The organism is Streptomyces sp. MRC013 (assembly GCF_023614235.1).
Classification (GTDB): Bacteria; Actinomycetota; Actinomycetes; order Streptomycetales; family Streptomycetaceae; genus Streptomyces.
In genome coordinates, this window is sequence record NZ_CP094264.1 from 1,673,547 (window position 1) to 1,700,029 (window position 26,483).

At 74.3% G+C, this 26,483-nt stretch carries 26 protein-coding genes and 3 pseudogenes; 14 read left to right on the forward strand and 15 right to left on the reverse strand.

Features of this window, described 5'->3' with window-relative positions; translation table 11 throughout:
• Nucleotides 1-37: 37 nt before the first annotated feature.
• Nucleotides 38-2,067 (reverse strand): annotated as a pseudogene (locus LUW75_RS07400) (thioredoxin domain-containing protein).
• A 209-nt stretch (nucleotides 2,068-2,276) separates the two neighbouring features.
• Nucleotides 2,277-3,428: a LuxR family transcriptional regulator gene (locus LUW75_RS07405; protein WP_250334912.1), complete on the reverse strand. Its 1,152-nt coding sequence runs from the start codon at nucleotides 3,426-3,428 to the stop codon at nucleotides 2,277-2,279.
• Nucleotides 3,429-3,825: 397 nt separating this feature from the next.
• Between LUW75_RS07405 and LUW75_RS07410 the strand changes: the two genes are divergently transcribed.
• The 3 genes from LUW75_RS07410 (at nucleotide 3,826) to LUW75_RS07420 (ending at nucleotide 5,374) form a co-directional block, all read left to right on the forward strand.
• Nucleotides 3,826-4,023, forward strand: a complete 198-nt coding sequence (locus tag LUW75_RS07410; RefSeq protein ID WP_250334913.1) for a hypothetical protein — start codon at nucleotides 3,826-3,828, stop codon at nucleotides 4,021-4,023.
• Nucleotides 4,024-4,259: 236 nt separating this feature from the next.
• Nucleotides 4,260-4,778 (forward strand): stress protein, encoded by a 519-nt coding sequence (locus tag LUW75_RS07415; protein WP_250334914.1) that lies wholly within the window; start codon nucleotides 4,260-4,262, stop codon nucleotides 4,776-4,778.
• 80 nt (nucleotides 4,779-4,858) lie between these two features.
• A complete protein-coding gene (locus tag LUW75_RS07420; RefSeq protein ID WP_250334915.1) occupies nucleotides 4,859-5,374 on the forward strand; it encodes a stress protein in 516 nt (171 codons plus the stop codon).
• Nucleotides 5,375-5,582: 208 nt separating this feature from the next.
• Here the strand turns inward: LUW75_RS07420 and LUW75_RS07425 are convergent, their stop codons facing one another.
• The gene (locus LUW75_RS07425) at nucleotides 5,583-5,819 is read right to left on the reverse strand and encodes a hypothetical protein (RefSeq protein ID WP_250334916.1); all 237 of its coding nucleotides are present in this window, start codon (nucleotides 5,817-5,819) and stop codon (nucleotides 5,583-5,585) included.
• Complete coding sequence (gene mca, locus LUW75_RS07430; RefSeq protein WP_250334917.1) at nucleotides 5,812-6,693, reverse strand: mycothiol conjugate amidase Mca; 882 nt, start codon at nucleotides 6,691-6,693, stop codon at nucleotides 5,812-5,814. The genes LUW75_RS07425 and mca overlap by 8 nt, the downstream gene beginning before the upstream one ends.
• Before the next feature lie 97 nt (nucleotides 6,694-6,790).
• On the opposite strand from mca, the gene LUW75_RS07435 reads away from it, so the two are divergent.
• Together LUW75_RS07435 and greA are read left to right on the forward strand one after the other, a co-directional pair.
• Nucleotides 6,791-7,192, forward strand: a complete 402-nt coding sequence (locus tag LUW75_RS07435) for a DUF4307 domain-containing protein (protein WP_250334918.1) — start codon at nucleotides 6,791-6,793, stop codon at nucleotides 7,190-7,192.
• A gap of 176 nt (nucleotides 7,193-7,368) precedes the next feature.
• Nucleotides 7,369-7,866 carry a transcription elongation factor GreA gene (gene greA, locus LUW75_RS07440; RefSeq protein WP_250334919.1) on the forward strand — a complete coding sequence of 166 codons (498 nt, stop codon included), beginning with the start codon at nucleotides 7,369-7,371 and terminating at the stop codon, nucleotides 7,864-7,866.
• A 169-nt stretch (nucleotides 7,867-8,035) separates the two neighbouring features.
• Here the strand turns inward: greA and ilvA are convergent, their stop codons facing one another.
• Complete coding sequence (ilvA, locus tag LUW75_RS07445) at nucleotides 8,036-9,265, reverse strand: threonine ammonia-lyase (protein WP_250334920.1); 1,230 nt, start codon at nucleotides 9,263-9,265, stop codon at nucleotides 8,036-8,038.
• 124 nt (nucleotides 9,266-9,389) lie between these two features.
• On the opposite strand from ilvA, the gene LUW75_RS07450 reads away from it, so the two are divergent.
• Complete coding sequence (locus LUW75_RS07450; protein ID WP_250334921.1) at nucleotides 9,390-9,902, forward strand: MarR family winged helix-turn-helix transcriptional regulator; 513 nt, start codon at nucleotides 9,390-9,392, stop codon at nucleotides 9,900-9,902.
• A gap of 57 nt (nucleotides 9,903-9,959) precedes the next feature.
• Here the strand turns inward: LUW75_RS07450 and LUW75_RS07455 are convergent.
• Nucleotides 9,960-11,113: pseudogene (locus LUW75_RS07455) on the reverse strand (cystathionine gamma-synthase).
• Nucleotides 11,114-11,180: 67 nt separating this feature from the next.
• Between LUW75_RS07455 and LUW75_RS07460 the strand changes: the two are divergent.
• Together LUW75_RS07460 and msrA are read left to right on the forward strand one after the other, a co-directional pair.
• A complete protein-coding gene (locus LUW75_RS07460) occupies nucleotides 11,181-12,287 on the forward strand; it encodes a hypothetical protein (protein WP_250337583.1) in 1,107 nt (368 codons plus the stop codon).
• A 237-nt stretch (nucleotides 12,288-12,524) separates the two neighbouring features.
• Nucleotides 12,525-13,196 (forward strand): peptide-methionine (S)-S-oxide reductase MsrA, encoded by a 672-nt coding sequence (msrA, locus tag LUW75_RS07465; protein ID WP_250334922.1) that lies wholly within the window; start codon nucleotides 12,525-12,527, stop codon nucleotides 13,194-13,196.
• Between the two features lie 293 nt (nucleotides 13,197-13,489).
• Here msrA and LUW75_RS07470 read toward each other — a convergent pair whose 3' ends face one another.
• On the reverse strand, nucleotides 13,490-13,939 hold the full coding sequence (locus LUW75_RS07470; RefSeq protein ID WP_250334923.1) for a MarR family winged helix-turn-helix transcriptional regulator: 450 nt from the start codon (nucleotides 13,937-13,939) through the stop codon (nucleotides 13,490-13,492).
• A gap of 52 nt (nucleotides 13,940-13,991) precedes the next feature.
• Between LUW75_RS07470 and LUW75_RS24295 the strand changes: the two genes are divergently transcribed.
• Together LUW75_RS24295 and LUW75_RS07475 are read left to right on the forward strand one after the other, a co-directional pair.
• Nucleotides 13,992-14,207, forward strand: a complete 216-nt coding sequence (locus LUW75_RS24295) for an NmrA family NAD(P)-binding protein (RefSeq protein ID WP_284453811.1) — start codon at nucleotides 13,992-13,994, stop codon at nucleotides 14,205-14,207.
• 23 nt (nucleotides 14,208-14,230) lie between these two features.
• Nucleotides 14,231-14,863 carry an NmrA family NAD(P)-binding protein gene (locus LUW75_RS07475; protein WP_284453812.1) on the forward strand — a complete coding sequence of 211 codons (633 nt, stop codon included), beginning with the start codon at nucleotides 14,231-14,233 and terminating at the stop codon, nucleotides 14,861-14,863.
• A gap of 107 nt (nucleotides 14,864-14,970) precedes the next feature.
• On the opposite strand, the pseudogene LUW75_RS07480 reads toward LUW75_RS07475, so the two are convergent.
• The 3 genes and pseudogenes from LUW75_RS07480 to LUW75_RS07490 all read right to left on the reverse strand — a co-directional run bounded on the left by LUW75_RS07480 (nucleotide 14,971) and on the right by LUW75_RS07490 (nucleotide 17,773).
• Nucleotides 14,971-15,325, reverse strand: a pseudogene (locus LUW75_RS07480) (DUF1330 domain-containing protein).
• Between the two features lie 528 nt (nucleotides 15,326-15,853).
• Complete coding sequence (locus LUW75_RS07485) at nucleotides 15,854-17,128, reverse strand: L,D-transpeptidase (RefSeq protein ID WP_250334924.1); 1,275 nt, start codon at nucleotides 17,126-17,128, stop codon at nucleotides 15,854-15,856.
• Between the two features lie 171 nt (nucleotides 17,129-17,299).
• Entirely contained in the window at nucleotides 17,300-17,773 is a 474-nt protein-coding gene (locus LUW75_RS07490) for a hypothetical protein (protein WP_250334925.1), read from the reverse strand.
• Nucleotides 17,774-17,878: 105 nt separating this feature from the next.
• Here LUW75_RS07490 and LUW75_RS07495 point away from each other — a divergent pair, with 105 nt between their 5' ends.
• Complete coding sequence (locus tag LUW75_RS07495) at nucleotides 17,879-18,196, forward strand: hypothetical protein (RefSeq protein WP_250334926.1); 318 nt, start codon at nucleotides 17,879-17,881, stop codon at nucleotides 18,194-18,196.
• A 42-nt stretch (nucleotides 18,197-18,238) separates the two neighbouring features.
• On the opposite strand, the gene hutH is transcribed toward LUW75_RS07495, so the two are convergent.
• The 5 genes from hutH to LUW75_RS07520 form a co-directional block, all read right to left on the reverse strand.
• Nucleotides 18,239-19,780 carry a histidine ammonia-lyase gene (gene hutH, locus LUW75_RS07500; protein WP_250337584.1) on the reverse strand — a complete coding sequence of 514 codons (1,542 nt, stop codon included), beginning with the start codon at nucleotides 19,778-19,780 and terminating at the stop codon, nucleotides 18,239-18,241.
• A 188-nt stretch (nucleotides 19,781-19,968) separates the two neighbouring features.
• A complete protein-coding gene (locus tag LUW75_RS07505) occupies nucleotides 19,969-21,147 on the reverse strand; it encodes a GGDEF domain-containing protein (protein ID WP_250334927.1) in 1,179 nt (392 codons plus the stop codon).
• Between the two features lie 84 nt (nucleotides 21,148-21,231).
• Nucleotides 21,232-22,047 carry an enoyl-CoA hydratase/isomerase family protein gene (locus LUW75_RS07510; protein WP_250334928.1) on the reverse strand — a complete coding sequence of 272 codons (816 nt, stop codon included), beginning with the start codon at nucleotides 22,045-22,047 and terminating at the stop codon, nucleotides 21,232-21,234.
• Between the two features lie 36 nt (nucleotides 22,048-22,083).
• Nucleotides 22,084-23,223, reverse strand: coding sequence for an adenylate/guanylate cyclase domain-containing protein (locus LUW75_RS07515; protein ID WP_250334929.1), 1,140 nt, complete (start codon nucleotides 23,221-23,223; stop codon nucleotides 22,084-22,086).
• 150 nt (nucleotides 23,224-23,373) lie between these two features.
• Nucleotides 23,374-24,276, reverse strand: a complete 903-nt coding sequence (locus LUW75_RS07520) for a biotin--[acetyl-CoA-carboxylase] ligase (protein WP_250334930.1) — start codon at nucleotides 24,274-24,276, stop codon at nucleotides 23,374-23,376.
• A gap of 119 nt (nucleotides 24,277-24,395) precedes the next feature.
• Between LUW75_RS07520 and LUW75_RS07525 the strand changes: the two genes are divergently transcribed.
• The 3 genes from LUW75_RS07525 to mmpB all read left to right on the forward strand — a co-directional run bounded on the left by LUW75_RS07525 (nucleotide 24,396) and on the right by mmpB (nucleotide 26,411).
• A complete protein-coding gene (locus LUW75_RS07525) occupies nucleotides 24,396-25,985 on the forward strand; it encodes an acyl-CoA carboxylase subunit beta (protein WP_250334931.1) in 1,590 nt (529 codons plus the stop codon).
• A gap of 9 nt (nucleotides 25,986-25,994) precedes the next feature.
• Complete coding sequence (locus LUW75_RS07530) at nucleotides 25,995-26,204, forward strand: acyl-CoA carboxylase epsilon subunit (protein ID WP_250334932.1); 210 nt, start codon at nucleotides 25,995-25,997, stop codon at nucleotides 26,202-26,204.
• Between the two features lie 78 nt (nucleotides 26,205-26,282).
• Nucleotides 26,283-26,411, forward strand: a complete 129-nt coding sequence (mmpB, locus tag LUW75_RS24300) for a morphogenic membrane protein MmpB (protein ID WP_284453813.1) — start codon at nucleotides 26,283-26,285, stop codon at nucleotides 26,409-26,411.
• Nucleotides 26,412-26,483 lie beyond the last annotated feature (72 nt).

A 26,483-nucleotide genomic window follows, 5' to 3' on the forward strand; every position in this document is an offset into this window, starting at 1 on the left:
CGCGCGGGATGCGTGCGCCGGGCGCCCGGGTGCACGCTCAGCGCCCGCCCAGCTGCCGGGCGAGCCGCTCCGGGTCGGTCGTCGGGGCGTCGCAGGCGAAGTGGCGGCAGACGTACGCCGCGGGGCGCCCGCCGACCGGCGGCCGGTCCTTCAGCAGCGGGAACTCGTCGCTGCCCGGCTCCCCCACGGCGACCACGGCGCCCGGGGCCGTGCCCAGCAGCGCCGCCCGGTGCAGGGCGGCGGTGCCCGCGTCGTCCGCCGGGCCCACCACGGCCACCTCGCGCGGCCCGTCCAGCAGCGCCTCCGCCACGGCCAGGCCCCAGCCGACGAACCGGGGGCGCGCGGTCCCAGCGCCCCCACCACGCCGAGCGCCTGCTCCGCGGCGGTGCGGTGCGTCTGCGAGCCGGTGTGCGCCGCGTACGACAGCAACGCCCCGGCGGCCGCGGTCCAGCCGGACGGCGCCGCGTTGTCGGTGGGGTCCTGGGGGCGGCGGATCAGCCGCTCGGCGTCGTGCGCGGTGTCGTACAGCTCGCCGTCCTCGCCCCGGAACCGGTCGAGGACGGCGTCCAGCAGCAGCCCCGCGAACTCCAGCCAGACGCCCTCGCCGGTGACGGCGGCCAGGGCGAGGAAGCCCTCCGCCACGTCGCCGTAGTCCTCCAGCACCCCGGCGTTCGCCCCGGCGCGACCGTCCTTCGAGGTCCGCGTCAGCCGTCCGCCCTCGTCGAGGTGGACGCGGACGAGCAGGTCGGCGGCCTCCACGGCGCGCTCGACCAGGTCGGGGCGGTCGAGGCAGGCGCCGGTCTCGGCGAGCGCGGCGACGGCGAGGCCGTTCCACGCGGCGACGACCTTGTCGTCGCGGCCCGGCCTGGCCCGCTCGTCCCGCGCCGCGAGGAGCCGGCGCCGGATGCCGGCGAGCCGTCCGGCGTCCGCCTCCCCGGCGTCCCGCGGCAGCCGGAGCACGGACGCGCCCTCCTCGAAGGTGCCCTCCTCGGTCACCCCGTAGGACCGGGCGGCGAACGCGGCGTCGTCCTCCCCCAGCACCTCGCGCAGCCGCGCCGGGGTCCACACGTAGTACGCGCCCTCGACGTGCCGTCCCGTTCCGTCGTCGGAGTCGGCGTCCAGCGCGGAGGCGAAGCCGCCCTCGGGCGTGCGCAGCTCGCGCACCATGAAGTCGGCGGTCTCCAGCGCGACCCTCCAGGCCAGGGCGCTGCCGGTGGCCCGCCACAGGTGCGTGTACGCACGGCACAAGAGGGCGTTGTCGTAGAGCATCTTCTCGAAGTGGGGCACGATCCACTCGCGGTCCACCGAGTACCGGGCGAAGCCGCCGCCGAGCTGGTCGTAGATGCCGCCGCGGGCCATGGCCCCGCACGTGTCGGCGGCCATCTGCAGCGCGCCCTCGGAGCCGGTGCGGGCGTGGTGCCGCAGCAGGAACTCGACCACCATGGAGGGCGGGAACTTCGGCGCCCCGCCGAAGCCGCCGTGCCGTTCGTCGTACTCGCGGGTCAGGCCGAGCAGCGCCTGCGCCAGCTCCGGCCCGCCCGGCGCGCCGCCGCCGCCGAGCGCCAGGGAGCGGCCGGACAGCTCCCGCACGATGTTCCCGGCGACCTCCCCCACCTCGTCGCGCCGGTCCCGCCAGGCGGCCGCCACGCCCTCCAGCACCTGCCGGAAGGACGGCATGCCGTGGCGGGGCTCGGGCGGGAAGTAGGTGCCGAAGTAGAAGGGCTCCCCGTCCGGCGTCATGAACACGGACATGGGCCAGCCGCCGTGCCCGGTGGCGGCCTGCACGGCCTCCATGTAGACCGCGTCCACGTCGGGCCGCTCCTCGCGGTCCACCTTGACGGAGACGAAGTGCTCGTTCATGTACGCGGCGGTGTCCCCGTCCTCGAACGACTCGTGCGCCATGACGTGGCACCAGTGGCAGGCGCTGTAGCCGACGCTCAGGAAGACGGGGACACCGCGCCGCCGGGCTTCCTCGAACGCGTCGGCCTCCCAGGGCCACCAGTCGACGGGGTTGTCGGCGTGTTGGAGGAGGTACGGGGACGTGGCCTGCGCGAGTCGGTTGGGCATGTCCCCATCCTCGCGCACCGGCCCCCGCCCCCGCCCCCGCGCCACGGGGACGGGGCGCGAACGGGACGGAGGGACGCCGGCCGCGGTGCCCGCGCGGCCGGGCCGGCTCCGGCGGCCGGGCCGGTGGCGGGTCGCGCCGGCGGTGCGGTCCCCTCCCCGCCCCGGGCCGTACGCGGGTCCCGGAAGCCGCCGGGCCGGACGTGTCGCCGTCAGCCGCCGGACGCGGTGTGACGGGCGTTCCCCGGCGGCCCGGCGGCGCCGTCCGGCAGCTCCCCCCGCGATGCCGCGCCCCGCGGGCCGGGAGAGCCCTGGGACCGGAGGGCGAGGAGGTACCCGGCCTGGAAGCGGCTCCCGGCGCCGAGTTCGTCCATCAGCTCGGCGATGTGCCGCCGGCAGGTCCGCAGCGACATCCCCAGCCGCCGGGCGATCAGTTCGTCCTTGGCCCCACCGGCCAGCCGCGCGGCGATGGCGTCCTGCAACTGGGCCGAGGTGGTCGCGGAGTACGAGGTGGCGAACGGCTCCGCGAGGCTCCAGGCGTGGTGGAAGACCGAACGGAGGAAGGCGACGGTGGACGGCTCGCGCAGGACCACGGCCGCGTCGGGGTCGTCCCACACCGGAAGGAACGCCGTGGCGCGGTCGAAGACCACCATCTTGCCGAAGAGCTCGCCCAGGGTGCGGACCTCCGCGCCGGCCGCGGCCACCGCCCGCACGTACGCCTGCGTGCCCGCGCTGTGCCGGGCCGTGTGCTGGTAGAGGGTGAGCAGCCGTACGCCGCGGCGCAGCATCTCCAGGTCCCTGGGGAGGGCACGCTCGAGGTGGCCGGGCGGACGCCCGCCCCCGGGCTGCACGGTGAGCACCTCCTCGGTGCAGCGGGCCGCGGCGTCGGAGATCAGCAGCATGACCTGGTCGCGGGACCCGACCACCTCGATGGCCCCGGTACCGGCTCCGCGCCGGTGCGCCTCCTCGTACAGCGGGACCAGCGAACCGAGTCTCTGCCGGGTCCGCTCCAGGATCTCCAGGCGGTGCCGCAGCGCGCTCTCCTCCGGGCCCACCAGCTCGGCCGTGGCGGTGTAGGGGCTGACGGCGCGCAGCGGCGCGGGCGACTGCCGGGGATCGCGGACCACCAGCCGGTGGCGCGCCAGTTCGGCGGCCGCCCGTCCGGCCTCCTCTTCGTCCAGGCCGAGTACGGCGGCCAGGGCGGCGGCCGTCGCCGGTCCGTGCTCCAGCAGCCGGGTGTACAGCCGGACCGCCGCGGGGCCGAGCTCCTCGGATCCGGACGCCTGCCCCGGCTCGGGGAGCGGCGACAGCCGTGGCCCGCCCCGTTCCTCGCCGGACGCTCCCCTTTCACGTGTTCTGTCCATTTTCGCTCCCCCTCCTCTTCATGCCACGCACCTTGCTGAGGGCCGCCCGCCCTGGACCGGGAGTTCTTTCCCGGGCGATTCTTGAGTCGCCGGAGAGAAAGACGTCCGCAGGGTTTTCCACTCGCAATTCAGGCCCCAGGTCCTCAGGAGTGCAAAATGAAGTTCGCCCGATTCCTTTGTGCGGCCGCCATGACCACGGCCGTGATGGGGGGCCTCGCGGCCGGAGCTGCGCCCGGCGCCGGGCCGGGTGCGATCGCCGCCTGGTCCCCGGCCGGGTGCGAGGCCCGCCCGGGGGACACCGAGTGGTCCGATCCCGCAACCGACTGCCCTCCGGTCCAGTAGAGCCCTTACGGCCCTGCCGCGTTCCCGCTTCACGCGAAAGCTGCTGGAAAACCCGATGCCGAACCCCTCCCACGGCCGCCGGGAGGCCCGTTTCCCCTGGTGGCCGACGATCTCGGTGCTCTGCGCCGGGTGCGTCGCGACCCTGCTGTACCGGCGGGCCGCCGTCCTGCCGCCTCCCCCGGCGGGCCGCCGCGGCGGCGGCGGCCCCTCCTTCCCCGACGACGCCGTCACCCACCTCAGCACGTCGTGGTGACCGACGGCCCCCGTCCGCCCCACCGCTCCGGGGATGGCGGGCGGGTCGGCCGGTCCCTGCCGGCAGGGCCCCGCCGGCAGGGACCGGCCGTGGAGCCGCCCCCTTTTTTCGCCCCGTCCCGGAATTCCGATCCAAGTCGCGGCGCCGGTCCGCGCATTCCCGCTGGGAAACCGCGGCGGCGGCCCACCGGCCGCCGCCACGGAAAACGCTCGGATAAACCACCAGGAGGAGAGAACATGTCGATCAACCGCAAGCGCACGGCCATGATGGTGATCAGCTCCGTCGCCGCCGCCGGCGTCCTGCTGCCCACCACCGCCTCCCACGCCGCCGAGGCACCCGCGGCCCGGCCGGCCGCGGCCCAGCCGGAGGGGTCGAGCACGATCAGCGGCCGCGGACGGGTCGAGGTGATCACCAAGGTCGTCGAACTCACCGCGAAGCTCTACCACATCGTCAACAACGCCATCGAGCGCAACCAGAACCGCTCGGGCTACGTGAAGTCCCTGATGGAGGGCTCCTTCTACGAGGCCGGCCAGCGCTACAACGTCATGGTCGTCAACAACGCCAACCGGTACACCAGCAACCTCCACGGCGTCGTGTACGACGCCAAGGTCAGCGGCCACCACGGCACCTACCGGGTGATCGTCTTCGAGTCGGGCCAGTTCACCAACCACGGCGACGGGGGCTGGATCAACTGGGCCTTCCGCGGCTGGTTCGACCGCGACGGCGGCTACGTGAACTTCCGCCGCTCCTGGTGACCGGCCGCGCCGCACCCCGGCCCCGGACTCCGCACATCCTTCCCCCGGACCACGGTCCCCGCAGAACAGGAGGTCCCGCCATGCGCCGCACGACCACCCTCACCGCACTCGCCCTGACCACCGCCCTCCTGACCGGAGCCGCCGCGCTCCCGGCCCAGGCCGCCGAGCGCCCCGCCGCCCCGGCGTCCTCCGCCGCCCCCGCGGCTCGGGAGGGCGGCCCCGAAGCCGCCGGCAAGAGCGTCACCGTCAGCGTCTCCATGGACCAGCTCGGCCGCGGCCGCGCGATCACCGACGCCCTGCGCAGCATCAACACCGACGACCGCGGCGCGTTCGTCCAGAAGGCGGTCGACAAGGCGTTCGAAGCAGCCGGCGGGTGGCACAACGTCATGCTGTTCAACCTGAGCCACAACTACGACGACCGGTTCCGGGGCACCCGGCTCTACGCCAACGTCACGTGGGGAAACGTCCACTACGGCCTCTGGGTCTTCGAGTCCGGGGAGTTCACCAACCACGGCGACGGGGGCTGGATCAACTGGGGCTTCCGCGGCTGGTACGAGCGCAACGGCGGGCATGTGAAGTTCAACCGCTCCTGGTGACGCGGCGCGGGGGGCACCGGTCACGGGCCCCCTCCGCCGCGGAACGCCTCCGGCCCCCTCGGGTCCTCACGGATCCGAGGGGGCCGTCGGGCACTCCCGCCGCTCCGGGGAGCCGGGCGGCCGCACGCCGGCCCGGGGCTCCGGCGCCGCGAGGGGCCCGCGGCGGGTACGGGCCCGCCCGCGGCCCCCGCCGCTTCCGGGCGGGCGGTCACTCCCGGGCGGACGCCTCGGCCTGGGCGGGGGACGGCCCCGGCTCCTCGGGTGCCTCCTCGAAGTCGACGCGGTTCATGTGCCGGTTCATCGACTTCATCAGGGCCCACACGGCGACGGCCATGACGGCGAAGACGACGAAGCCGAGGACGCCGGGCGTCACCTTGTTCTCGTCCAGCTCGGCGGCGAGGGGGACGAGCTGGGTCAGTGCCTGGTGTGCGCTCATGTCAGACATTGTCCCGGATGCCCGCGAAGAGGTCGCTCTCGGGGAGGGCGGTGTCCACGAGGGACTTGGCCAGCTCGTACTCCTCCGTCGGCCAGACCTCCTTCTGGATCTCCATCGGGACGCGGAACCAGCCGCCGTCCGGGTCGATCTGCGTGCGGTGCGCGATCAGCGCCCTGTCGCGCGTCTCGAAGAAGTCGGCGCACGGGACGTACGTGGTGAGCGTGCGCTCGGGGCGCTGGAACTCGTCCCAGCGCTGCAGCCACTCCCCGTACGGCGACTCCAGGCCGCGCTCCAGCAGCGCCTCGTGCAGCGCCCGGGTGCGCGGACGGTTGAAGCCCTGGTTGTAGTAGAGCTTCAGCGGCTGCCAGACCGGGCCGAACTCCGACTCCGGGTACTTCTCGGGGTCGGCCGCGCCCTCGAAGGCCACCATCGTGATCTTGTGGGTCATGATGTGGTCGGGGTGCGGGTACCCGCCGTTCTCGTCGTAGGTGGTGATCACCTGCGGACGGAACGCCCGGACGGACCTCACCAGGCGCCCGGCGGCCTTGTCGATGTCCTCCAGGGCGAAGCAGCCCTGCGGGAGCGGGGGCAGCGGGTCCCCCTCGGGGAGACCGGAGTCGACGAAGCCGAGCCACTCCTGCCGGACGCCCAGGATCTCCCGGGCCTCGTCCATCTCCTTGCGGCGCACCTCGTGGATGTTCTCCTCGACGTACGGGTCGCCCTGGAGCTTCGGGTTGAGGACGGAGCCGCGCTCACCGCCCGTGCACGTCACGACGAGCACGTCCACCCCTTCGGACACGTACTTGGCCATCGTGGCCGCGCCCTTGCTCGACTCGTCGTCGGGGTGGGCGTGCACCGCCATCAGTCGCAGCTGCTCAGTCAAGACTGGTCCTCAATGAATCGGTCAGGTCGCTCGGCTCCTATAGTGACGGAATCGGCGCGGGGGATATTCCGCCGTCCGCCGTACGAGAGGAGCGATCATGAGCGTGACGGGAGAGCGGCTCCCCGAGGGCCGGTACGGCCGCGCCGCCGAGGCGCGCACGGACCGCGGGCTCGTGATCGTGGGCTCGGTGCTGGGGGCCGCGCTGCTCGCGCTGGTCGGCTGGTTCGGCTACGACTACATCGCGGGCCAGAAGGTCAGCGCCGAGCTGATCAAGTTCGACGTGGTGGCGGCGGACCGCGTGGACGTGCACCTGGAGGTGCGCAAGGCGGACGGCGCGAAGGGGTACTGCACGGTGCGGGCGCTCGCGGAGAGCGGCACCGAGGTGGGCCGCAGGGAGTTCCGCTTCGACCAGGCCGCGCCGCGCCTCGACCAGGTGGTCACCCTCCGCACGACGAAGGCCGCCACGGCCGCGCAGCTCCTCGGCTGCACGTCGGACTGACCGCGCCCCCGGCGGCGCGCCGGGCCTCGGGTGACCTGCGGAGTCAGGGATTCCGTGACTTTCGTCCTCCCCCTTCGGGCACGCAGTTGTTAGGCTCGTGGTTTCGCCCTCCCGGGAAGACCGCATGCTTCTGGTAGGGCGATGCTTTGTATACCCAGCACCGACGAGGAGCACCTGTGACCCAGACCAGCGACAACGTCACCTGGCTCACCCAGGAGGCGTACAACCAGCTCAAGGCCGAGCTGGAGTACCTGTCGGGTCCCGCGCGAGCCGAGATCTCCGCGAAGATCGCGGCGGCGCGCGAGGAGGGGGACCTGCGCGAGAACGGCGGGTACCACGCGGCCAAGGAGGAGCAGGGCAAGCAGGAGCTGCGGGTCCGGCAGCTCACCCAGCTCCTGGAGCACGCGAAGGTCGGCGAGGCCCCCGCCGTGACCGGCGTGGTCGCCCCCGGCACGGTCGTGACGATCGCCTTCGACGGCGACGAGGACGACACCCTGACCTTCCTGCTGGCTTCCCGCGAGTACGCGAGCTCCGACATCGAGACGTACTCCCCGCAGTCCCCGCTCGGCTCGGGCGTGAACGGCAAGAAGGTCGGCGAGGACGCGGAGTACGAGCTGCCGAACGGGAAGAAGGCGTCGGTCCGCATCCTGGACGCCAAGCCGTACCAGGGCTGATCCCGCACACCGACGCGGCCGGGGGCCGGACCGGACCGGTCCGGCCCCCGGCCGCGTCCCGGGGCGGGGCCGCCGTACCGGACGTTCCGCGCGGAGGCCGCGCGGGTCCCGCGCCGGAGGGGGCCCGCCGCCGGCACGGCCCCGGTCCCGGCCGCCCGGCGGGACGCGCTCAGTCCAGGACCGTGTAGCCGGCCTCCCCCAGCGCGCGCCGCACCTCCGCGCAGTGCTCGGGGCCCTTCGTCTCCAGCTGCAGCTCCACCTCCACCTCCGTCAGCCCCAGCCGCGGGTCGGTGCGGACGTGGCCCACGTCCAGGACGTTGGCGTCGACCACCGTCAGCACGCCCAGCAGGTTGGCCAGCGCGCCCGGCCGGTCCGCCAGGCGCAGCCGCAGGCTCAGGTAGCGGCCGGCCGCGGCCATGCCGTGCCGCAGCACCCGCTGCAGGACCAGCGGGTCGATGTTGCCGCCCGACAGCACGGCCACCACCGGCCCCTCGAACGACCCCGGGTCGGACAGCAGCGCCGCGACCGGGCTCGCCCCCGCCGGTTCGACGACCAGCTTGGCCCGCTCCAGGCACAGCAGCAGCGCCGACGACAGGGCGTCCTCCGAGACCGTGCGGACCTCGTCGACGACCTCCCGGACGATCTCGAACGGCACGTCGCCCGGCAGGCCGACCATGATCCCGTCCGCCATCGTGGGTCCGCAGTCCACCGCCACGGGCCGGCCCGCCGCCAGCGACCCCGGGTACGCGGCGGCCGTCTGCGCCTGGACGCCGACCACCTTCACGTCGGGCCGCAGCGCCTTCACCGCCACGCCGATGCCCGCCGCGAGGCCTCCGCCGCCCATGCCGACGACGATCGTCCGCACCTCCGGGCACTGCTCCAGGATCTCCAGCCCGACCGTGCCCTGGCCCGCGATGACGTCCGGGTGGTCGAAGGGATGGATGAAGACCGCACCCGTGTCGCGCGCGTGGCTCTGCGCCGCCTCCAGCGTCTCGTCGACGACCTGCCCGTGCAGCCGCACGTCGGCGCCGTACTCGCGGGTCGCGGCGACCTTCGGCAGCGGGGCGCCGATCGGCATGAACACCGTGGAGGCCACCCCCAGCAGGGACGAGGCCAGCGCGACACCCTGCGCGTGGTTCCCGGCGGACGCGGCGACCACCCCGGCCGCCCGCTCCTCGGGCCGCAGCCCCGAGATCCGCACGTACGCGCCGCGCAGCTTGAACGAACCGGTCCGCTGCAGGTTCTCGCACTTCAGGTGGACGGGGGCGCCGACCAGCCCCGACAGGTGCCTGCTGCCCTCCAGTGCGGTCATCCGCGCTACCCCGGACAGCATCTTCTGGGCGCCCCTCACGTCGTCGAGCATGACGTGCCGTGCGGGGCGAGTGGTGCGGAAGCTCATGGCAGCAGTCTCGCAGCTCCGGAAGCGGTCCATCTCGTTTGCGCAGCGCAGGTACGGACGCACGGCACTGCGCGTACTGTGTCCCCCACCAAAACCGACCGCCGCAGGAGAGAGTCCCCCGGCCATGCCCACTTCCCAGGACATGACGACTGGTCTTGACACCGGTCTCCTCGATGCCCTCCAGCACCAGGTGGCCGTCTTCGCCCGCCGGGCGGAGCAGACCCGCCTCGGCGGGACCGGGCAGCTCCGCACCACGATGGACCGGGCCGCCTACCTGCTGCTCAACCGGCTCGACCAGGAAGGCCCGATGGGCGTGAAGGCGCTGGCGGCCGGGATGGGCATCGACTCCTCCACGGTGACCCGCCAGGTCGCGCCGCTCGTCGACACCGGCCTGGTCAAGCGGACGTCGCACCCGGAGGACGGCCGCGCCGTCGTGCTGCAGCTGTCGCCGCGCGGCCAGGCCCGCCTGGAGGAGGTGCGCTCCTCCCGCCGCGACCTGATGGCGAGGGTGACGGAGGGGTGGACGGCCGCCGAGCGGGAGGCGTTCTGCACCCTGCTCACCCGCTTCAACTCGGCGCTCTCCGCGCAGCAGTCGGGCCCCCGGGCCGCCGGACCGGAGCCGGTGCGGCCCTCCTGAGGCCCGGCCCGGCAGGCGGCGCGGGGACGCCGCCGTCCGGACCTCGGTGCGCGCCGGTCAGGCCAGCGCCTGCCGGAGGTCGGCGAGGAGGTCGTCGACGTTCTCGATGCCGACGGACAGCCGCACCAGGTCCGCCGGGACCTCCAGCGCGGAGCCGGCCGCGCTGGCGTGCGTCATCCGGCCCGGGTGCTCGATCAGCGACTCCACGCCGCCCAGCGACTCGCCCAGCGTGAACAGCTTCGCCCGGTCGCACACGGCGACGGCCGCCTCCTCACCGCCCGCGACGCGGAACGACACCATGCCGCCGAAGCCGCGCATCTGCTTGGCGGCGACCTCGTGGCCCGGGTGGTCCGGCAGGCCCGGGTAGAGGACCCGCGTCACCTTCGGGTGCCGGGTCAGCATCTCCGCCACGCGCTCGGCGTTCGCGCAGTGCCGGTCCATGCGGACGGCGAGGGTCTTGATGCCGCGCAGCACGATCCACGAGTCGAACGGCCCGGCCACCGCGCCCATCGCGTTCTGGTGGTACGCCAGTTCCTCGCCGAGCGCCTCGTCCGCCGTGACGAGCGCGCCGCCCACCACGTCGGAGTGGCCGCCCATGTACTTGGTGAGGGAGTGCACGACGACGTCCGCGCCGAGCGCCAGCGGCTGCTGGAGGTAGGACGAGGCGAAGGTGTTGTCGACGACGAGCCTCACCCCGGCGGTGCGGGCCACGTCCGCGAGGGCCGCGATGTCGGTGATGCCGAGCAGCGGGTTCGACGGCGTCTCGACCCAGATCGCCTTCGTGCGGTCGGTGAGCGCGGCCCGCACCGCCGCCGGGTCGGAGGTGTCGGCGACCGACCACGCGACGCCCCAGCGCGAGGCGACCTTCGCGAACAGCCGGAACGTGCCGCCGTACGCGTCGTCGGGGATCACCACGTGGTCGCCGGGGACGAGCAGGGCGCGCAGCAGGCAGTCCTCGGCGGCGAGGCCCGACGCGAACGCCAGGCCGCGGCGGCCGCCCTCCAGCGCCGCGAGGTTCTCCTCCAGCGCCGTGCGCGTCGGGTTGGCGCTGCGGCTGTACTCGTAGCCGCCGCGCAGGCCGCCCACGCCGTCCTGCTTGTACGTGGACACCTGGTAGATGGGGGGACGACCGCGCCGGTCAGCGGGTCGGCGGCGTTGCCCGCGTGGATGGCCCGGGTCTCGAAGTTCTGGTGGGTGTGCTCGTCGCTCATGGGGCGAGCGTAGTGCGGCGGACGCGCCCGGCGCCCTCCGGCGGGTGTCCGGGACAATGGGCGCATGGTGGAGATTCTCTGGTTCCTGCTCGCCGTCGGCCTGATCGCCTCGGTCGTCGCGCCCTGGCTGCTGCGCCGCCGCTCCGGCGGCATCCGCCTCGTCGAGCCCGGGGCGCCCGACGCCGCCGACCCGCTCGCCTACGGCTTCGTGCGGCAGGAACTGCTCGACGTCCGCATGCCCGGCCCGGACGAGGACCTGGTGGAGGTCCTCGACGTGGTGCAGCGCACCCAGGACTGGCGGGCCGCGTCGCAGCTGCTGGCCGGCACCCCCGCGGAGGACGAGGTGCGCTGGCAGCGGGTGCAGGCGTTCGCGGGAGCCGCGTCGCTGGAGCTGGCGCAGCGGCCGGGCGCCGGCGGCGCCTGGTTGCGGGCGTGGCGGGCCGAGGCGCCGAAGGACGCGGGCGGCGCGGCCGTGCACGCCGAGTTCCTGGTGCAGCAGGCGTGGCGGACGTCGCGGGTCGGCACCGACGAGTTCCGGATCATCCTGGAGGAGGCGCGGGCCGTGTGCGGGGAGGCGGCGCTGCTGGCGCCGGGCGACCCCGTCCCGTACATCGTCGAGCTGGCCGTGGCCCGTGGACTGGGCTACCCGCACGAGCGGTTCGACCAGGTGTGGGCGAAGGTCGTCGACCGGAACCCGCGGCACATGGGGGCGCACATCGCGGCGCTGCACTACTGGTGCGAGAAGTGGCACGGCTCCCGCGAGGACGCCGACCGGTTCGCCCGGTCCGCCGCCGCCCGCGCCCCGCAGGGCTCGCTGCTGGCCGCGCTGCCGCTGTTCGCGGTGTGGGAGCACCTGCCCGACGTGGCGCTGGTGCGGGACTTCTACGGGACGCAGGTCGTGTCGCGGGCGATGGAGGGCGCGCTGTACGCGGTCCACTCGGCCCGCCCGGACGACCCGATGCTGGCGCACGTGCGCCACCTGCTGATCCACTTCCTGGTGGGCGCGCAGCGCTGGAGCGAGGCCATGCACCAGATCGTGCACGTGGACGGGCACGTCGGGGCGCTGCCGTGGACGATGGGCGAGGACCCGGCGGCGGAGTACGCGGTGTACCGGGCGCTGGCGGTGGCCGGGTACGAGGCGAACGGCGGCAGCCCCGCCACGCTGCCGCACTGACCTTCCGGGGGCGCCGCGCGTCCGGGGGCGGCGGGCGTGCGCCGGGAGGACGCACGTGACCGGCGTGCTCCGGGGCGCCGTGCCCCCGCGCGGACGCCCTCCCCGCGTCCACGGGCTTCCGGTTCCGGCAGCCGCCCCGTGCGCCCCGCCCGGGCCCCGGCGGGCGGCGTCGTCCGCCGGGGTCCGGGCGGGGCGCGGGACGTTCGAGTCTGGGCGACCCCACGGAGGAGGCCCGTCATGTTCCCGTACCGCCGCACGCCGGAGACGCCCGCGCCCGAGCAGGCGCTGAAGGGCCGTCCCGAGCCGGAGTTCACCGTCCCGGACCGGCACACCGTCCTCGGCACGCCCCTGCTCGGCCCGTACCCGCAGGGGCTGGAGGTCGCGGACTTCGGCCTCGGCTGCTTCTGGGGCGCGGAGCGGCGGTTCTGGCAGGTCCCCGGAGTGTGGACGACGCTCGTCGGCTACCAGGGCGGCTACACGCCGAACCCGTCGTACGAGGAGGTCTGCTCGGGCCTGACGGGCCACACGGAGGCCGTCCGCGTCGTGTACGACCCGGCCGCGGTGTCGTACGGGGAACTGCTGAAGGTCTTCTGGGAGGCCCACGACCCCACCCAGGGCCACCGCCAGGGCAACGACGTGGGCACGCAGTACCGCTCGGCGGTCTACACCCACTCCCCCGCCCAGGCCGCCGCGGCGCGGGCGTCCCGCGACGCCTACCAGCGGGTCCTGACGTCCTCGGGGCACGGCACGATCACCACGGAACTGCTCCCGGCGGACGGCCGCCCGTTCTACCCGGCGGAGCCGTACCACCAGCAGTACCTGGACAAGAACCCCTCCGGCTACTGCGGCACCGGCGGCACCGGCGTCGCCTGCCCGGTGGGCGTGGCGCCGGCTCCCACCGGGGAGTGACGGGCTGCCGGGCCCGGACGCACCGCGACGGCGTGCCTGCGGGCCCGCGTCCCTGATGGATCCCGAAGGCGTGGTCCCGGGTGCGTCGCCGGCCGGAGTCGGGCGGAGTCCGGGGGACGTCTCGCCGGTCGGCACGGGGGGCGGGGCCGTTCCGGCCGGACCGGTGGCAGGAGCGCTCCGGCCCGGCCACGTCCCGAACGACGTGCAGGCGGGCGGGGCCGGTGGCGGCACGCGCCTTCAGGACGTGCCCCTCGGCCGGGGTTCACCGGCCGGGCGTTCCGCGCGGACGGCGGTCATCCCTTTTCGCGCAGGCGGGCGATCTGCCGGCGGGAGAGTTCGACGGTGCGCTGCATGTGCCGGTGCAACAGGGCGCGCTCGTCCTCGGTGTAGTCGGCGAACATCGCCCGCCACCCCCGGCCCAGCTCGGACCACAGCTCCGTGAGGTCCCGCATCGCCTCCGGGACGGGCTCCACCCGGACCCGGCGGCGGTCGGTCTCGTCACGGTGCCGGACGACGTAACCGGCCTTCTCAAGACGGTCGACCAGCCGGGTCGCCGATCCGCTGGTCAGGCCGGTGAGTTCGGCGATCCGGCCGGTGGTGAACGGGCCGGGCTCGGCGATCAGCAGGTTGAGGCACTGGACGTCGGTGGGGTGCAGCCCGAGGCGGTCCGCGACCGCCTGGTTGAACATGACGTACGAGGCCAGGTAGCGGCTGGACTCCTGCTGGAGGTCGTCGATCAGCATGCACACCCCTAAATATCTGCGTGACGCAGTCAATGTGTCGTACGGTAACCGCATGACGAAGGAATTCTACCGGTCTGTGGTGGCCGTCGCCGGGGCGACCGGCGCCCAGGGCGGCGCGGCCGCCCGCTCGCTGCTCCGCCGGGGGTTCCAGGTCCGGGCCCCGACCCGCAGCCCCGGGTCGGCCGCCGCACAGGCGCTGAGGGGCTTGGGCGCCGAGGTGCACGCGGCCGACTTCGACGACGGCGGGTCCCTGGAGGCCGCCCCCTGAAGGGGGCCGACGGATTGTTCGCGATGTCCACGCCGTTCGGCTCGGACCCGGAGACCGAGGTCCGGCGGGGCGTCGACCTGCTGGAGGCCGCCCGGGGTGTCGGACACATCGTGTTCACCTCGGCGGCGCACGCCGACCGCGGCACGGGCGTTCCGCACTTCGAGAGCAAGTACCGCATCGAGCAGCATCTGCGGGGGCTGGGCGTGCCGTGGACGGTCCTCGGCCCGGCGGTGTCCATGGACGACCACACGGTCGAACGGTCCCTCCGGGGACTGCGTGAAGGCCGGTTCGTGCTGCCGGTGCCGGTCGACCGGCTGCTGACGCTGATCCCCGCGCGGGACATCGGCGCTTTCGCAGCCCATGTCCTCACGCGGCCACAGGAGTTCGCGGGCCGGCGCATCGATATCGCCTCCGACGAGCTGACCTGCCCGGAGATCGCGGAAGCCCTGATCCGCGCACGCGGCCGGCCGGTCGTCTTCGGGCGGCTGCCGATCTCCCGCGTCGAGGCGTTCTCGGCCGATCTCGCCGCGATGTTCCGCTACTTCACCGAAGTCGGCCTCGATGTGGACGTGGCCGCACTGCGGCGCGACTTCCCGGAGGTCGGCTGGCAGCGCTTCGGCACCTGGGCGGCCGAACGCACTTGGCCGGTCGGCTGATCCCGCGCGGTCGGCACGTCACCGGGTTCGGGACACGAGCGGTCCGTGCGGACTCCCCGGCCGGGAGGGGTGCGGGCCCCGCGCACGGCCGGGCACGCCGTGCGCGGTCAGGAGTGCGACTGGGCCTTCCGGATCGCGGCGGCCGTCGCCGCCGGGTCGTAACCGTCGGGCACGCCGTCGACGAGGAGGACGTCGCCCTCCATGTGGCGGGTGCGCAGGGGGGAGCAGGGCCCGGTACTCCCGCGAGTCGTACCAGCGGCGGGCGTGGTCCAGGGACGGGAAGGCGATGATCACCGGGGAGCCCGGCCACTCGCCCTCCAGGACCTCCCGCTCCGGGGCGCCGTGGACGAGGAAGCGGCCCCCGAACGGGTCCAGGGTGCCCTGGATCCGTTCGATGTAGGTGAGGACCTCGTCGTGCAGGGTCTCCGCCGGGCGCAGGTTGCCTATGGCGTACGCGGGCATGGGTGTCTCCTCTTCGTCGGGGTCTTCGCGGAGGGCCGGTCCGCCCCGTCGCGGGGCCCGCCGGCCTCCGGGCGCCCGGTCGGGAACGGGGCGCGGACGCCGTGTCGGCGCGGCGTCCGCCGGATCGTCGACGGGTCGGCGCGGCGATCCGTCGACGCGTCGATCGTGAAACGGTAGCGGACCTCGCTCGCCGGCGCCCGGTCGTACGGCTCGTCGATCCGGTTCGCGGGGATCCGCCGTGCCAGGGACGCAGCGGGAGATCCCCGGCACGCGAACCCGTGGCCGGAGCGCGGCCCGTGCCCGGGCCTGACCCGCGACGCGACGGGCGCCGGGCACGGGCCGCGCCGCAGGGCGCCTGCCGAAGGCGGGGCCGCTGTCCGGCGGCCGCCCGTGGGGCGGGCGACGGAGACCGTACGGCGGCGTCCCGGGCGGTACCGGCGAGGCCGCCGCCCCTACGGGGAAGGCGGCGGCGCCCCCGCGCGGGGGCGCCGCCGCCTTCCCGTACGGGCGGGGCCGGTGGCCTGCCGGTCAGAGCGCCGAGCCGGCCTTCCACTCGGCCCAGCTCATGTTCCAGCCGTTGAGGCCGTTGTCCGGCGCGATCGTCTTGTCCTTGGAGTTCTTGACGATGACCACGTCGCCGATCAGCGAGTTGTCGTAGAACCAGGCGCCCGGCTGCTTCGGGTCTCCGGCGCCCTTGACGTCGTTGAGGCCCACGCAGCCGTGGCTGGTGTTGACGTTGCCGAAGACCGAGTCGGCGCCCCAGTAGTTGCCGTGGATGAACGTCCCGGACGTCGACAGCCGCATGGCGTGCGGGACGTCCTTGATGTCGTACTCGCCCTTGCCGTCGTCGTCCGTGAACCCGACGGTCGCACCGTTCATCCGGGTCTCCTTAAACTTCTCGGAGATCACCATCTGACCGTTGTAGGTCGGGTTCTCCGGGGAGCCGGCGGAGATCGGGATCGTCTTGACCGTCTTGCCGTTCCGCTGGACCTTCATGGTCTTCGCGGCGACGTCGACGGTCGAGACCTGGTTGCGGCCGATCTTGAAGGTGACGGTCTTCTGCTGGACGCCGAAGACGCCGTCCGCGCCCTCGACCCCGTCGAGCTTCAGCTTCAGCGTGACCGTGGAGCCCTCGGCCCAGTACCGCTCGGGGCGGAAGTCGACGCGCTGGGCGTTGAACCAGTGGCCGACGACCTCCTGGCCGCTGGAGGAGGACACCTCGATACCGGCCTGGACGGCCTTCTTGTCGGTGATCGGCTTGTTGAAGCTGATCGACACCGGCATGCCGACGCCGACGGTGGAGCCGTCCTCCGGAGTGAAGTTGCCGATGAAGCTGTTCGCCTGGGAGACGGTCGTGAAGGAGGAGTTCTCGTGGGCCTCGCGGCCCTCGGCGTCCTTCGCCGTCACGGCGATCCGGTAGGTGGTGGAGCGCTCCAGTTGCTCCGAGGGCTGCCAGCTCCTGCCGTCCGCGGAGATCTCGCCCTCGACCGCGGTGCCCTCGGAGGAGGTCATCGTGACCGAGGTGAGCGTGCCCTCGGCGACCGTGACCTTGGCGTCGTTGTTGATCGACGCGTTGATCGCGCCGTTCTTCGGGGTGATCGATATTCGGGCCTGCGAGGTCTTCTGCGCCGCCGCCTCGTCGACCTGGGCCTGTGAACTGTTCGGACTCTCACTGCTGCCGTCGGCCGCGTCGGCCTCGCCGCCGCCGTCGCAGCCCGTGAGTACCAGCACACCGCTGAGCAGTGCGGACGCGGCCATCAGGCCTCTGCGCCGCTTACCGTCCGTCATCACACGCTTCTCCATCGCCGTCAATTCCCTACCAACACTTCCCCACAACGCCCATAACACCCCCTCCGGTTCCACTTCGGTGCGCGGTGTGGGAAATCCCACTGGCCGACACGCCGACGGGCCGCCCGTCCGGGCGCCCGGGTGGAGGCGCGGGCCCCGGGGATCCGGGGGTGGCACACGTCCGGCTCAGCCGGCCCCGCCCCGCCCTTCTTCCCCGCCGCCGCCGTCCGAGTCGTCCGGGCCGTCGCCCGGCCCGCCGTCCGGATCGGCGTCGTCCGCATCGACGTCGTCGAGGCCGTCGTTGTCGAGGCCGTCGTCGTCCAGGTCGTCGTCGTCCAGGTCGTCGTCGTCCAGGTCGTCGTCGAGGTGCCAGGCGTCGGCGTCGGGATCGCGGGCGGCCAGCTCGCTGGTCCAGGAGGCCTGGACCAGCTCCACGCCGGGCACCCCGCCGATCAGCCGGGAGGGTTCGACGAGGTACGCGAGGGCTTCCGCTTCGTCCTCGCGGACGACCGCGCCGGCGTGCGCGCGCTCGTCGTCCGGCATGAACTCGTCGTCCCGGATCCGTAGCAGAGCGGCGTCGGTCAGCCGGCCCCGCTCGGTCACCTCCAGCACCAGATCGACCCGGAGGCGTACATACCGTGAAATCTCAGAAGCGCTCATATGACGGAGCGTAGGACGCCCGGGGCCGGGCTTTTCCGCGACCCGCTGTGTTCACTAGCATCGGCACAACACCCGATTCTCGATTCCGCAAGGGGATCTGATCCTGTGTCCGTCGCACGCCGACCGCTGCTGACCGCCACCGCCGCCGGGACACTCCTCGGGGCCCTGTGGTTCGTCCCCTCGGCGAACGCCACCGGCGGGGAACCGGCCGCCCCGCGGTCCCACCGGGTCGCCGCGCTGCAGGCCGACGCCGCCGACGACGGCCGGATGCCCCGCGGCGGGGCCGCGCAGGAGCTGCGGCTGGCCGACACGGGCGCGGGCGTGGACACGGCGCCGTACGTCCTGGGCGGCGCGGCGTTCCTGGCCGTCGGCACCGGCCTGGTGGCCTTCGCGGTGCGGCGCGGGACGTACGCGCCGCTCTGACGCGTACGCCCGGGGCGCGGGCCCCGTCACGGGGCCCGGCCGTCACGCCAGCGGGCCCGTCACCGGCTCCACCGCGGCGACGACCCCGCCCTCCCGCACGAACGCGTCCGCCGCCTCCAGGTCGGGCGCCAGGAACCGGTCCGGCCCGGGCCCCCGCACGCCCGCCGCGCGCAGGGCGTCGATCACGGCGCGGGACGCGGGCGCCGGGGTGAGGCCGTGGCGCAGCTCGATCGCCCGCGTCGCCGCGTACAGCTCGACGGCGAGGATCCGGTTGAGGTTGCCGATCGCGGTGCGCAGCTTGCGCGCCGCCGACCAGCCCATGGAGACGTGGTCCTCCTGCATCGCGGACGACGGGATGGAGTCGGCGGAGGCCGGGACGGCGAGCCGCTTCATCTCGCTGACCAGTGCGGCCTGCGTGTACTGGGCGATCATCAGCCCCGAGTCGACGCCGGCGTCCTCGGCGAGGAACGGCGGCAGGCCGTGGCTGCGGCTCTTGTCGAGGAGCCGGTCGGTGCGGCGCTCGGCGATGGAGCCGAGGTCGGCGGCGGCGACGGCGAGGAAGTCGAGGGCGTACGCGACGGGGGCGCCGTGGAAGTTGCCGTTGGACTCCACCCGTCCGTCCGGCAGGACGACCGGGTTGTCGACGGCGGCGGCCAGCTCGCGCTCGGCGACGAGGCGGGCGTGGGCCATCGTGTCCCGGCCGGCGCCGGCGACCTGCGGGGCGCAGCGCACGGAGTAGGCGTCCTGGACCCGGGGGGCCTCGTCCACCTGGTGGTGGCCGACCAGGCCGGAGCCCTCGAGGACGGCGAGCATGTTGGCGGCGGCCGCGCCCTGGCCGGGGTGCGGGCGGATGGCGTGCAGCTCGGGGCGGAGCACCCGGTCCGTGCCGAGCAGCGCCTCCAGGGTGAGGGCTGCGGTGACGTCGGCCGTCTTGTACAGCTTCTCCAGGTCGGCGAGGGCCATGACGAGCATGCCGAGCATGCCGTCGGTGCCGTTGAGGAGGGCCAGTCCCTCCTTCTCGCGCAGTTCGACGGGGGCGATGCCGTGCTCGGCGAGCAGCTCACCGGCGGGGCGGACGGTGCCGTCGGGACCCTCGGCGTCGCCCTCGCCCATGAGCGCGAGGGCGCAGTGGGAGAGCGGCGCGAGGTCGCCGGAGCAGCCGAGGGAGCCGTACTCGTGGACGACGGGGGTGATCCCCGCGTTGAGGACGTCGGCCATGGTCCGCGCCACGAGCGGCCGGACGCCGGTGTGGCCGGAGGCGACGGTCTTCAGGCGCAGGAACATCAGGGCGCGCACGACCTCGCGCTCGACCCGCGGGCCCATGCCGGCGGCGTGCGAGCGGACGATGTTGCGCTGGAGCCGGCCGCGCAGCTCCTGGCCGATGTGCCGCGTGGCGAGCGCCCCGAACCCGGTCGACACGCCGTACACCGGCTCGGGCTTGGCGGCGAGGGCGTCCACGGTCTCCCGGGCGCGGGCGAGGGCGTCGAGGGCCTCCCGGGCGAGCTCGACGCGGGCGTTGCCGCGGGCGACCGCGACGACGTCGGCGGCGGTGGTACCGGACGTCCCCACCACGACAGTATGCATATCCATATTCAGCAGCCTACGGACTGAATCGCAACGTGTCACTACTCGTCCGGGGACCGGCCGCTGCCTCCGGGTGGCCGTCCCGACCGCCCCGTCCCGACCGGCCACGACCGCCTCCGACCGGCTCCGGCCCGCTCCACCCCGACCGGACCCGTCCCGCCCCGTGCGGCTCCGCTTTCCCGCGGCGCTCATCCCTCCGGGGGCGCGTCGCGGAACCGCCTGCGGTCGCGCGCGGCGGCCGGCGGCGCGTCGGCGAGCCGCACGACGGCGCCGTCCCGCCCGGCGACCACGGGCCTCGGGGAGCGGACCGCCTTCGCGCGGTACTGGGCGGCGTCCGCCAGCCGGAACAGCCGGCGGGCCGAGCGCACCGGCCCGATCGGGTCGCCCGTCGACGCCACCCCGCAGGCGACGCCCTCCCCGAGTTCCAGCTCCCCGGCCCGTACGCACAGCTCGCCGGCGACCTCGACCACGCGGTCCGCCTCCGGCCCGACCGACACCAGGCAGAACTCGTCGCCGCCGAGCCGGGCCGCCAGCGCGCCCGGGAGCCGCGCCCCCGCACACGACAGCACCGCCCCGAACCTCTCCAGGAGCCGGTCGCCCGCGGAGTGCCCGTGGGTGTCGTTGACGCGCTTGAGACCGTTCAGGTCGCACACGACCAGGCTGACCACGGAGCCGTCCGCCAGGAACCGCTCCATGGCCTCGTCCAGCCGGGTGTCGACGGCCCTGCGGTTGGCGAGCCCGGTCAGCGGGTCGGTGAAGGCGAGCTTGCGCACCTCCTCCAGCCGCTCGGTCTGCGCGAGCCCGGCGGCGACGACCGAGGCGAGGACGGCGGCGAAGTCCGCGTCGTCCCGGTCGAAGACCGGCGCCCCGACCGGGCGGGCGACGTAGAGCTCGCCCCACGCCCGCCCGTGCAGCACGATCGGCGCGACCACGCAGCAGCCCCGTCCGCGCCGCCGCAGCGCCGCCGCCCTCCCCCAGGAGCCGGGTCCGGTCCGGCCAGGGGCCTCCGGGTCGCAGCGCCCGGGGCCGGAGGCGGCCGGCACGCCGTCGGCCGTCTCCACCCAGGCCTCGGGCTCCCCGCCGCCCGCCCACCGCTCGTGCAGGAACTCGGTGATCTCCGAGAACCGGTACACCGGATACGTCTCGCAGTCCGGGAACTCCTCCTCGTCCGGTGTCCGCTGCCCCGCGTTGACCAGGACCTTCAGTCGGCCGAGGTCCCGCTGCCAGACCGAGAGCGCCGCGAAGGAGCCCCCCAGCGCCCGGCACGCGCCGAGCGCGGCGGCCCGCCAGCACTCGCGCGGAGTGTGCGCCGCCGCCATCCCCTGCGCGAGTGCCACCACGGCCCTCAGCCGGACATCCTCACCCATTCCCCCAGCTTAGGGAGGAATCGACGCTTTCCACCCGGGGACCGAACCCCGGTTACGCCAGGTGACCGCACCGCTCCCGGTCCGCTACTCCCCCGGCCAGCGCGGGGCGCGCTTCTCGTTGAACGCCGCCACGCCCTCCCTGCGGTCCCCGGAGAAGGCGACCGACCGCCACGCACCGTCCTCGATCTCCAGCCCCGCCCGCAGGTCCAGTCCGTGGCCCAGGCGCAGGGCCCGCTTGGCGGCGCGCAGGCCCACCGGCGAGTTCGCCGCGATCCGCGCACCCAGTTCCAGTGCGGCGCCGCGCGCGTCGTCCTCGACCAGCTCGTCGACCAGCCCCAGCCCGGCGGCCTCCGCCGCCGGCACCCGGCGGGCGGTGAACACCAGTTCCGCGGCGCGCGCCGCCCCGACGCGGCGCGGCAGCAGCTGCGTACCGCCGCCGCCGGGGATGACGCCCACGGACACCTCGGGCAGTCCGACGACCGCGGTGGCGTCGGCGACGATCAGGTCGCAGGCGAGCGCCAGCTCGAAGCCGCCGCCCAGGGCGAAGCCGCGCACGGCCGCGACGGACGGCATCGGCAGCTCCAGCACGCCCGTGTACGCGGCGCGGGCGGTCGGCCGCTGGCGCATCATGTCGGCGTCCGTGAAGGAGTTGCGCTCCTTCAGGTCGGCGCCCACGCAGAAGGCCCGGTCGTTGGAGGAGGTCAGGACCGTGACCCGGGCCTCGGGGTCGGCGGCGAGCGCGTCGCAGGCGGCGGCGATGGACCGGGCCATCTCGGTGGAGACCGCGTTCATGGCCTTGGGCCGGTCGAGGACCAGTTCCGCCACGTACCCGTGCCGACGCACGGCGACGAACTCCCCGTACCGCTCCTCGGACTGCTGCTCGGACTGCTGCTCGGACATGGCGCCCGCCCTCCCGGTTAACGATCGTTATCGCTTCTACCCGGGGATCTTAGGCTCCCGCCGCGACAGCATCCAGGGCTCGACGACGCCGAGGCCGCGGACGGGCCGCTGCCAGGTGGGCCGCAGGGCGAAGCGGTACGGGGGCGGGGTCCGGCCCTCCTCCGCCGCCCGGGCGGCCTCCTCCGCCGCCCGGGCCTCGGACACGGGCGCCTCGCCCGTGCGGGACAGCTCCTCGGCGAAGGCGCCGTCGACGAGGACGGTGTTCTTGGGTGCTATCGAGGTGAGCCGGCTCGCCAGGTTCACGGTCGTCCCGAACACGTCGCCCATGCGGGTGGTGACCGTGCCGAAGGCGATCCCGACGCGCAGGGCGGGCATCGTCCTGTCCTCCTTCAGCGTCTCGACGAGACGCAGCGAGATCTCCGCGGCCGTGCCCGCGTCGTCGGCGGCGAAGAGCACCTCGTCGCCCAGGGTCTTGATCAGCCGCCCGCCGTGCGCCGCGACCAGGTCGGCGCAGGTCGTCTCGAACGTCTCGACCAGCTCGCCGAGTTCCTCCTCCTCCAGCCGGCGGGTGAGCCGGGTGAAGCCGACGAGGTCGGCGAAGCCCACGGCGAGCCGCCGGTCGACCATCTCCTCGTCGTCGCCCGCCTGCACGACCCGGCCGGTCGCCGCGGCCAGCTGCCGCCGCCAGACGTACACCAGGAACTCCTGGAGCTCCGGCAGCAGCAGCTCCACCAGGGGGTACGTCACCTCGGTGCGGGTCATGCCGGGCTCGGGCGGCTCGGTCAGCCCCTCCAGGAAGGAGTCGATCTGCCACTCCGCGAGCCGCGCCGTCGTCTGCCCCGTCGAGCGGGCCACCTGCACGGCCATCGGCTCGCTCAGCAGTCCCGCCTCGACGAGACCGGCCAGGCGGCGCAGCGCCAGCACGTCGGCCTCGGTCAGCGCCTTGGCCTGGCCGATGTCCGCGAAGCCCATGGCCCGCCAGAAGCGGGAGGCGAGGTCCATGGAGACGCCTGCCGTGCGGGCGGCCTGGAAGGGGGTGTAGCGCCGCTCGGCACCGAGGATCAGCTGCTCCAGGCGGATGGCGAGGGGGTTGTCGGTCGGCTCCGCCGTGTGGTCGACGACATGGTGGGGGGTGGGGTGTCCCGTACCGTCCGCGTTCTCGTCGTCGACGGTCACCGGCCGCCTCCTGCCCGATCCGTGCGCACTGCCCTGCCTGCCGTTCCTGTCGCTGACCCGCCGCGTCGGCCGCCCCGGCCGACCCGGCCGACGGATCGCCTCAACGATACGGCAGGTGTGCCCTGGCTCACGTCCCGTGGACGAACGCGTTCAGTCCGCCGGGCGGAGGTGGACGACGTCGCCCGCCCCCACGGCCTCCCGCCGGCCGTCCGGGCCCGCCACGACCAGCCGCCCGTGCCCGTCGACCGCCTCCGCCTCGCCGGTGAGCGTCCGGCCTCCGGGCAGCTCCGCCCGCACCCTCCGGCCGAGCGTCGCGCAGCCGGCGGCGTACGCGGCCTCGACCCCGGACGCGGCCGGGTCGCCCCCGGCGGCGGTCCACCTGCCGTACCACTCCTCCAGCGACCGCAGGACGGCCCTCAGCAGCGGGTCGCGGTCGGTGCACACGGCGCCGGCGAGGGCGAGCGACCCGGCCGTGGGCACGGGCAGCTCGTCGGCGCGGAGGGTCACGTTGACGCCGACGCCGACGACGACGCCGTGGTCGCCGGCGCGCTCGGCGAGGATGCCGCCGGCCTTGCGCTCCCCGCCGTCGGCGGCGGTCCCGGCGCCGGGGCCGCCCGGGTGCCCGGGGAGCGTGACGAGCAGGTCGTTGGGCCACTTCAGCGCCGTGTCGACGCCGGCGGCCCGCGCCAGCGCGGTGGCCACGGCGACGCCGGTCAGCAGCGGCAGCCAGGAGAGGCGCCCGGCCGGCACGTCCGGCTTGAGGAGGACGGAGAAGAACAGCCCCGAGCGGGCCGGTGCCGACCAGACCCGGTCCAGGCGGCCCCGTCCGGCGGTCTGCTCCTCGGCGACGAGGACGGCGCCCTCGGGGAGTCCGGCGGCGCGGGAGGCCAGGTCGGTGTTGGTGGAGCCGGTGGCGGGCACGAGATCCAGGGACGTCCACAGCGCGCCCGGCCGCAGCAGGGCCCGGCGCAGTGCGGGGGCGCCCAGCGGGGGCCGTTCGAGATCGCTCCAGCGGCTCGCCGGGCCTGTTCCTTGACCAAGGGGGGACGTCATGCAACCCAGCCTAGGTGTGGCAAAGACCGCACTGCCGAACGGCATCCCCGCCGATACTCTACGGGCCAGTAGCCGATGACCCCGTGACCACACCTGACCAGGCAGGGAGCCGCATCCCGATGTCCGAGCGTCAAGAGATCGACATCCACACGACCGCGGGGAAGCTCGCGGATCTGCAGCGCCGTATCGAGGAGGCGACGCACGCGGGTTCCGAGCGCGCCGTCGAGAAACAGCACGCCAAGGGCAAGCTGACCGCCCGCGAGCGGATCGCCCTCCTGCTGGACGAGGACTCCTTCGTGGAGCTGGACGAGTTCGCCAGGCACCGGTCCACCAACTTCGGCCTGGAGGCGAACCGCCCGTACGGCGACGGCGTCGTCACCGGCTACGGGACGGTCGACGGCCGGCCGGTAGCGGTCTTCTCGCAGGACTTCACGGTCTTCGGCGGCGCGCTGGGCGAGACGTTCGGCCAGAAGATCGTCAAGGTGATGGACTTCGCGCTGAAGACCGGCTGCCCGGTCGTCGGCATCAACGACTCCGGCGGCGCCCGCATCCAGGAGGGCGTCAGCGCGCTGGGCCTGTACGGCGAGATCTTCCGCCGCAACACCCACGCGTCCGGGGTGATCCCGCAGATCAGCCTGGTCGTCGGCCCCTGCGCGGGCGGCGCCGTCTACTCCCCGGCGATCACCGACTTCACGGTGATGGTCGACCGGACGTCGCACATGTTCATCACCGGCCCGGACGTCATCAAGACGGTGACCGGCGAGGACGTCGGCTTCGAGGAGCTGGGCGGCGCGCGGACGCACAACGCGACGTCGGGCGTGGCGCACCACATGGCGGCGGACGAGAGGGACGCCGTCGACTACGTGAAGTCGCTGCTGTCCTACCTGCCGTCCAACAACCTGTCGGAGCCCCCGGCCTTCCCGGAGGAGGCGGACCTCGCCGTCACCGACGACGACCGCGAGCTGGACGCGGTCGTCCCCGACTCCGCGAACCAGCCGTACGACATCCACACGGTCGTCGAGCACGTCCTGGACGACGGCGAGTTCCTGGAGACGCAGGGGATGTTCGCGCCGAACATCGTCACCGGCTTCGGCCGCGTCGAGGGCTTCCCGGTGGGCGTCGTCGCCAACCAGCCGATGCAGTTCGCGGGCTGCCTGGACATCAACGCGAGCGAGAAGGCCGCGCGTTTCGTCCGGACCTGCGACGCGTTCAACATCCCCGTCCTGACCTTCGTCGACGTCCCGGGCTTCCTGCCGGGCGTGGACCAGGAGTACGGCGGCATCATCCGGCGCGGCGCGAAGCTCATCTACGCGTACGCGGAGGCGACGGTCCCGCTGATCACCGTCATCACCCGCAAGGCGTTCGGCGGCGCGTACGACGTGATGGGCTCCAAGCACCTCGGCGCCGACCTGAACCTGGCGTGGCCGACCGCGCAGATCGCGGTGATGGGCGCCCAGGGCGCGGTGAACATCCTGCACCGCCGGACGATCGCGGAGGCCCCGGAGGAGGAGCGGGAGGCGCTGCGCGCCCGGCTGATCCAGGAGTACGAGGACACGCTGCTCAACCCGTACACGGCGGCGGAGCGCGGCTACGTCGACGCGGTGATCATGCCGTCGGAGACCCGCTCGCAGATCGTCCGCGGCCTGCGCCAGCTGCGCACCAAGCGGGAGAACCTGCCCCCGAAGAAGCACGGCAACATCCCCCTGTGAGGAGCTTCGATGATCAAGGTCGTACGGGGCAACCCGACCCCCGAGGAGCTCGCCGCCGCCCTGGCCGTGGTCAGGGCTCGCGCCGCGGCGGCGGCCGCCGGGGCCGCGGGCCCGGCGCCGCGGCCCGCGGACGCCTGGTCCGCGCCCGCGCGCATCGCGCGGAGCCTGCCGCCGTCCCCGGGGCCGCGGTCCTGGACGCGGAGCTACTGGCCGGCGTAGCGGCGCCCCGGTCCCCGCGCGTCCCGCCTGAGTACGCGTACTCAGGCGGGACGCGTCCGCGGTCCGCAGGATCGAGGGATGCTGTGGTCCGATCCCGAGAACGAGCCGCCCGAGGAGATGCGGGCCACACAGGCCATGCTCCGCCGGGCCGGCGTCCTGCTGGCACTGGCGATGCTCGTGGCGATGTCCGCCGCGGGCCTGCGCTGACCCCCGCCGGGCGGGCCGGGGCCGGGGCGCGGTCCCGCCGTCGGGCCGGTGCCGGGGCGGCGGGGGCCGGTG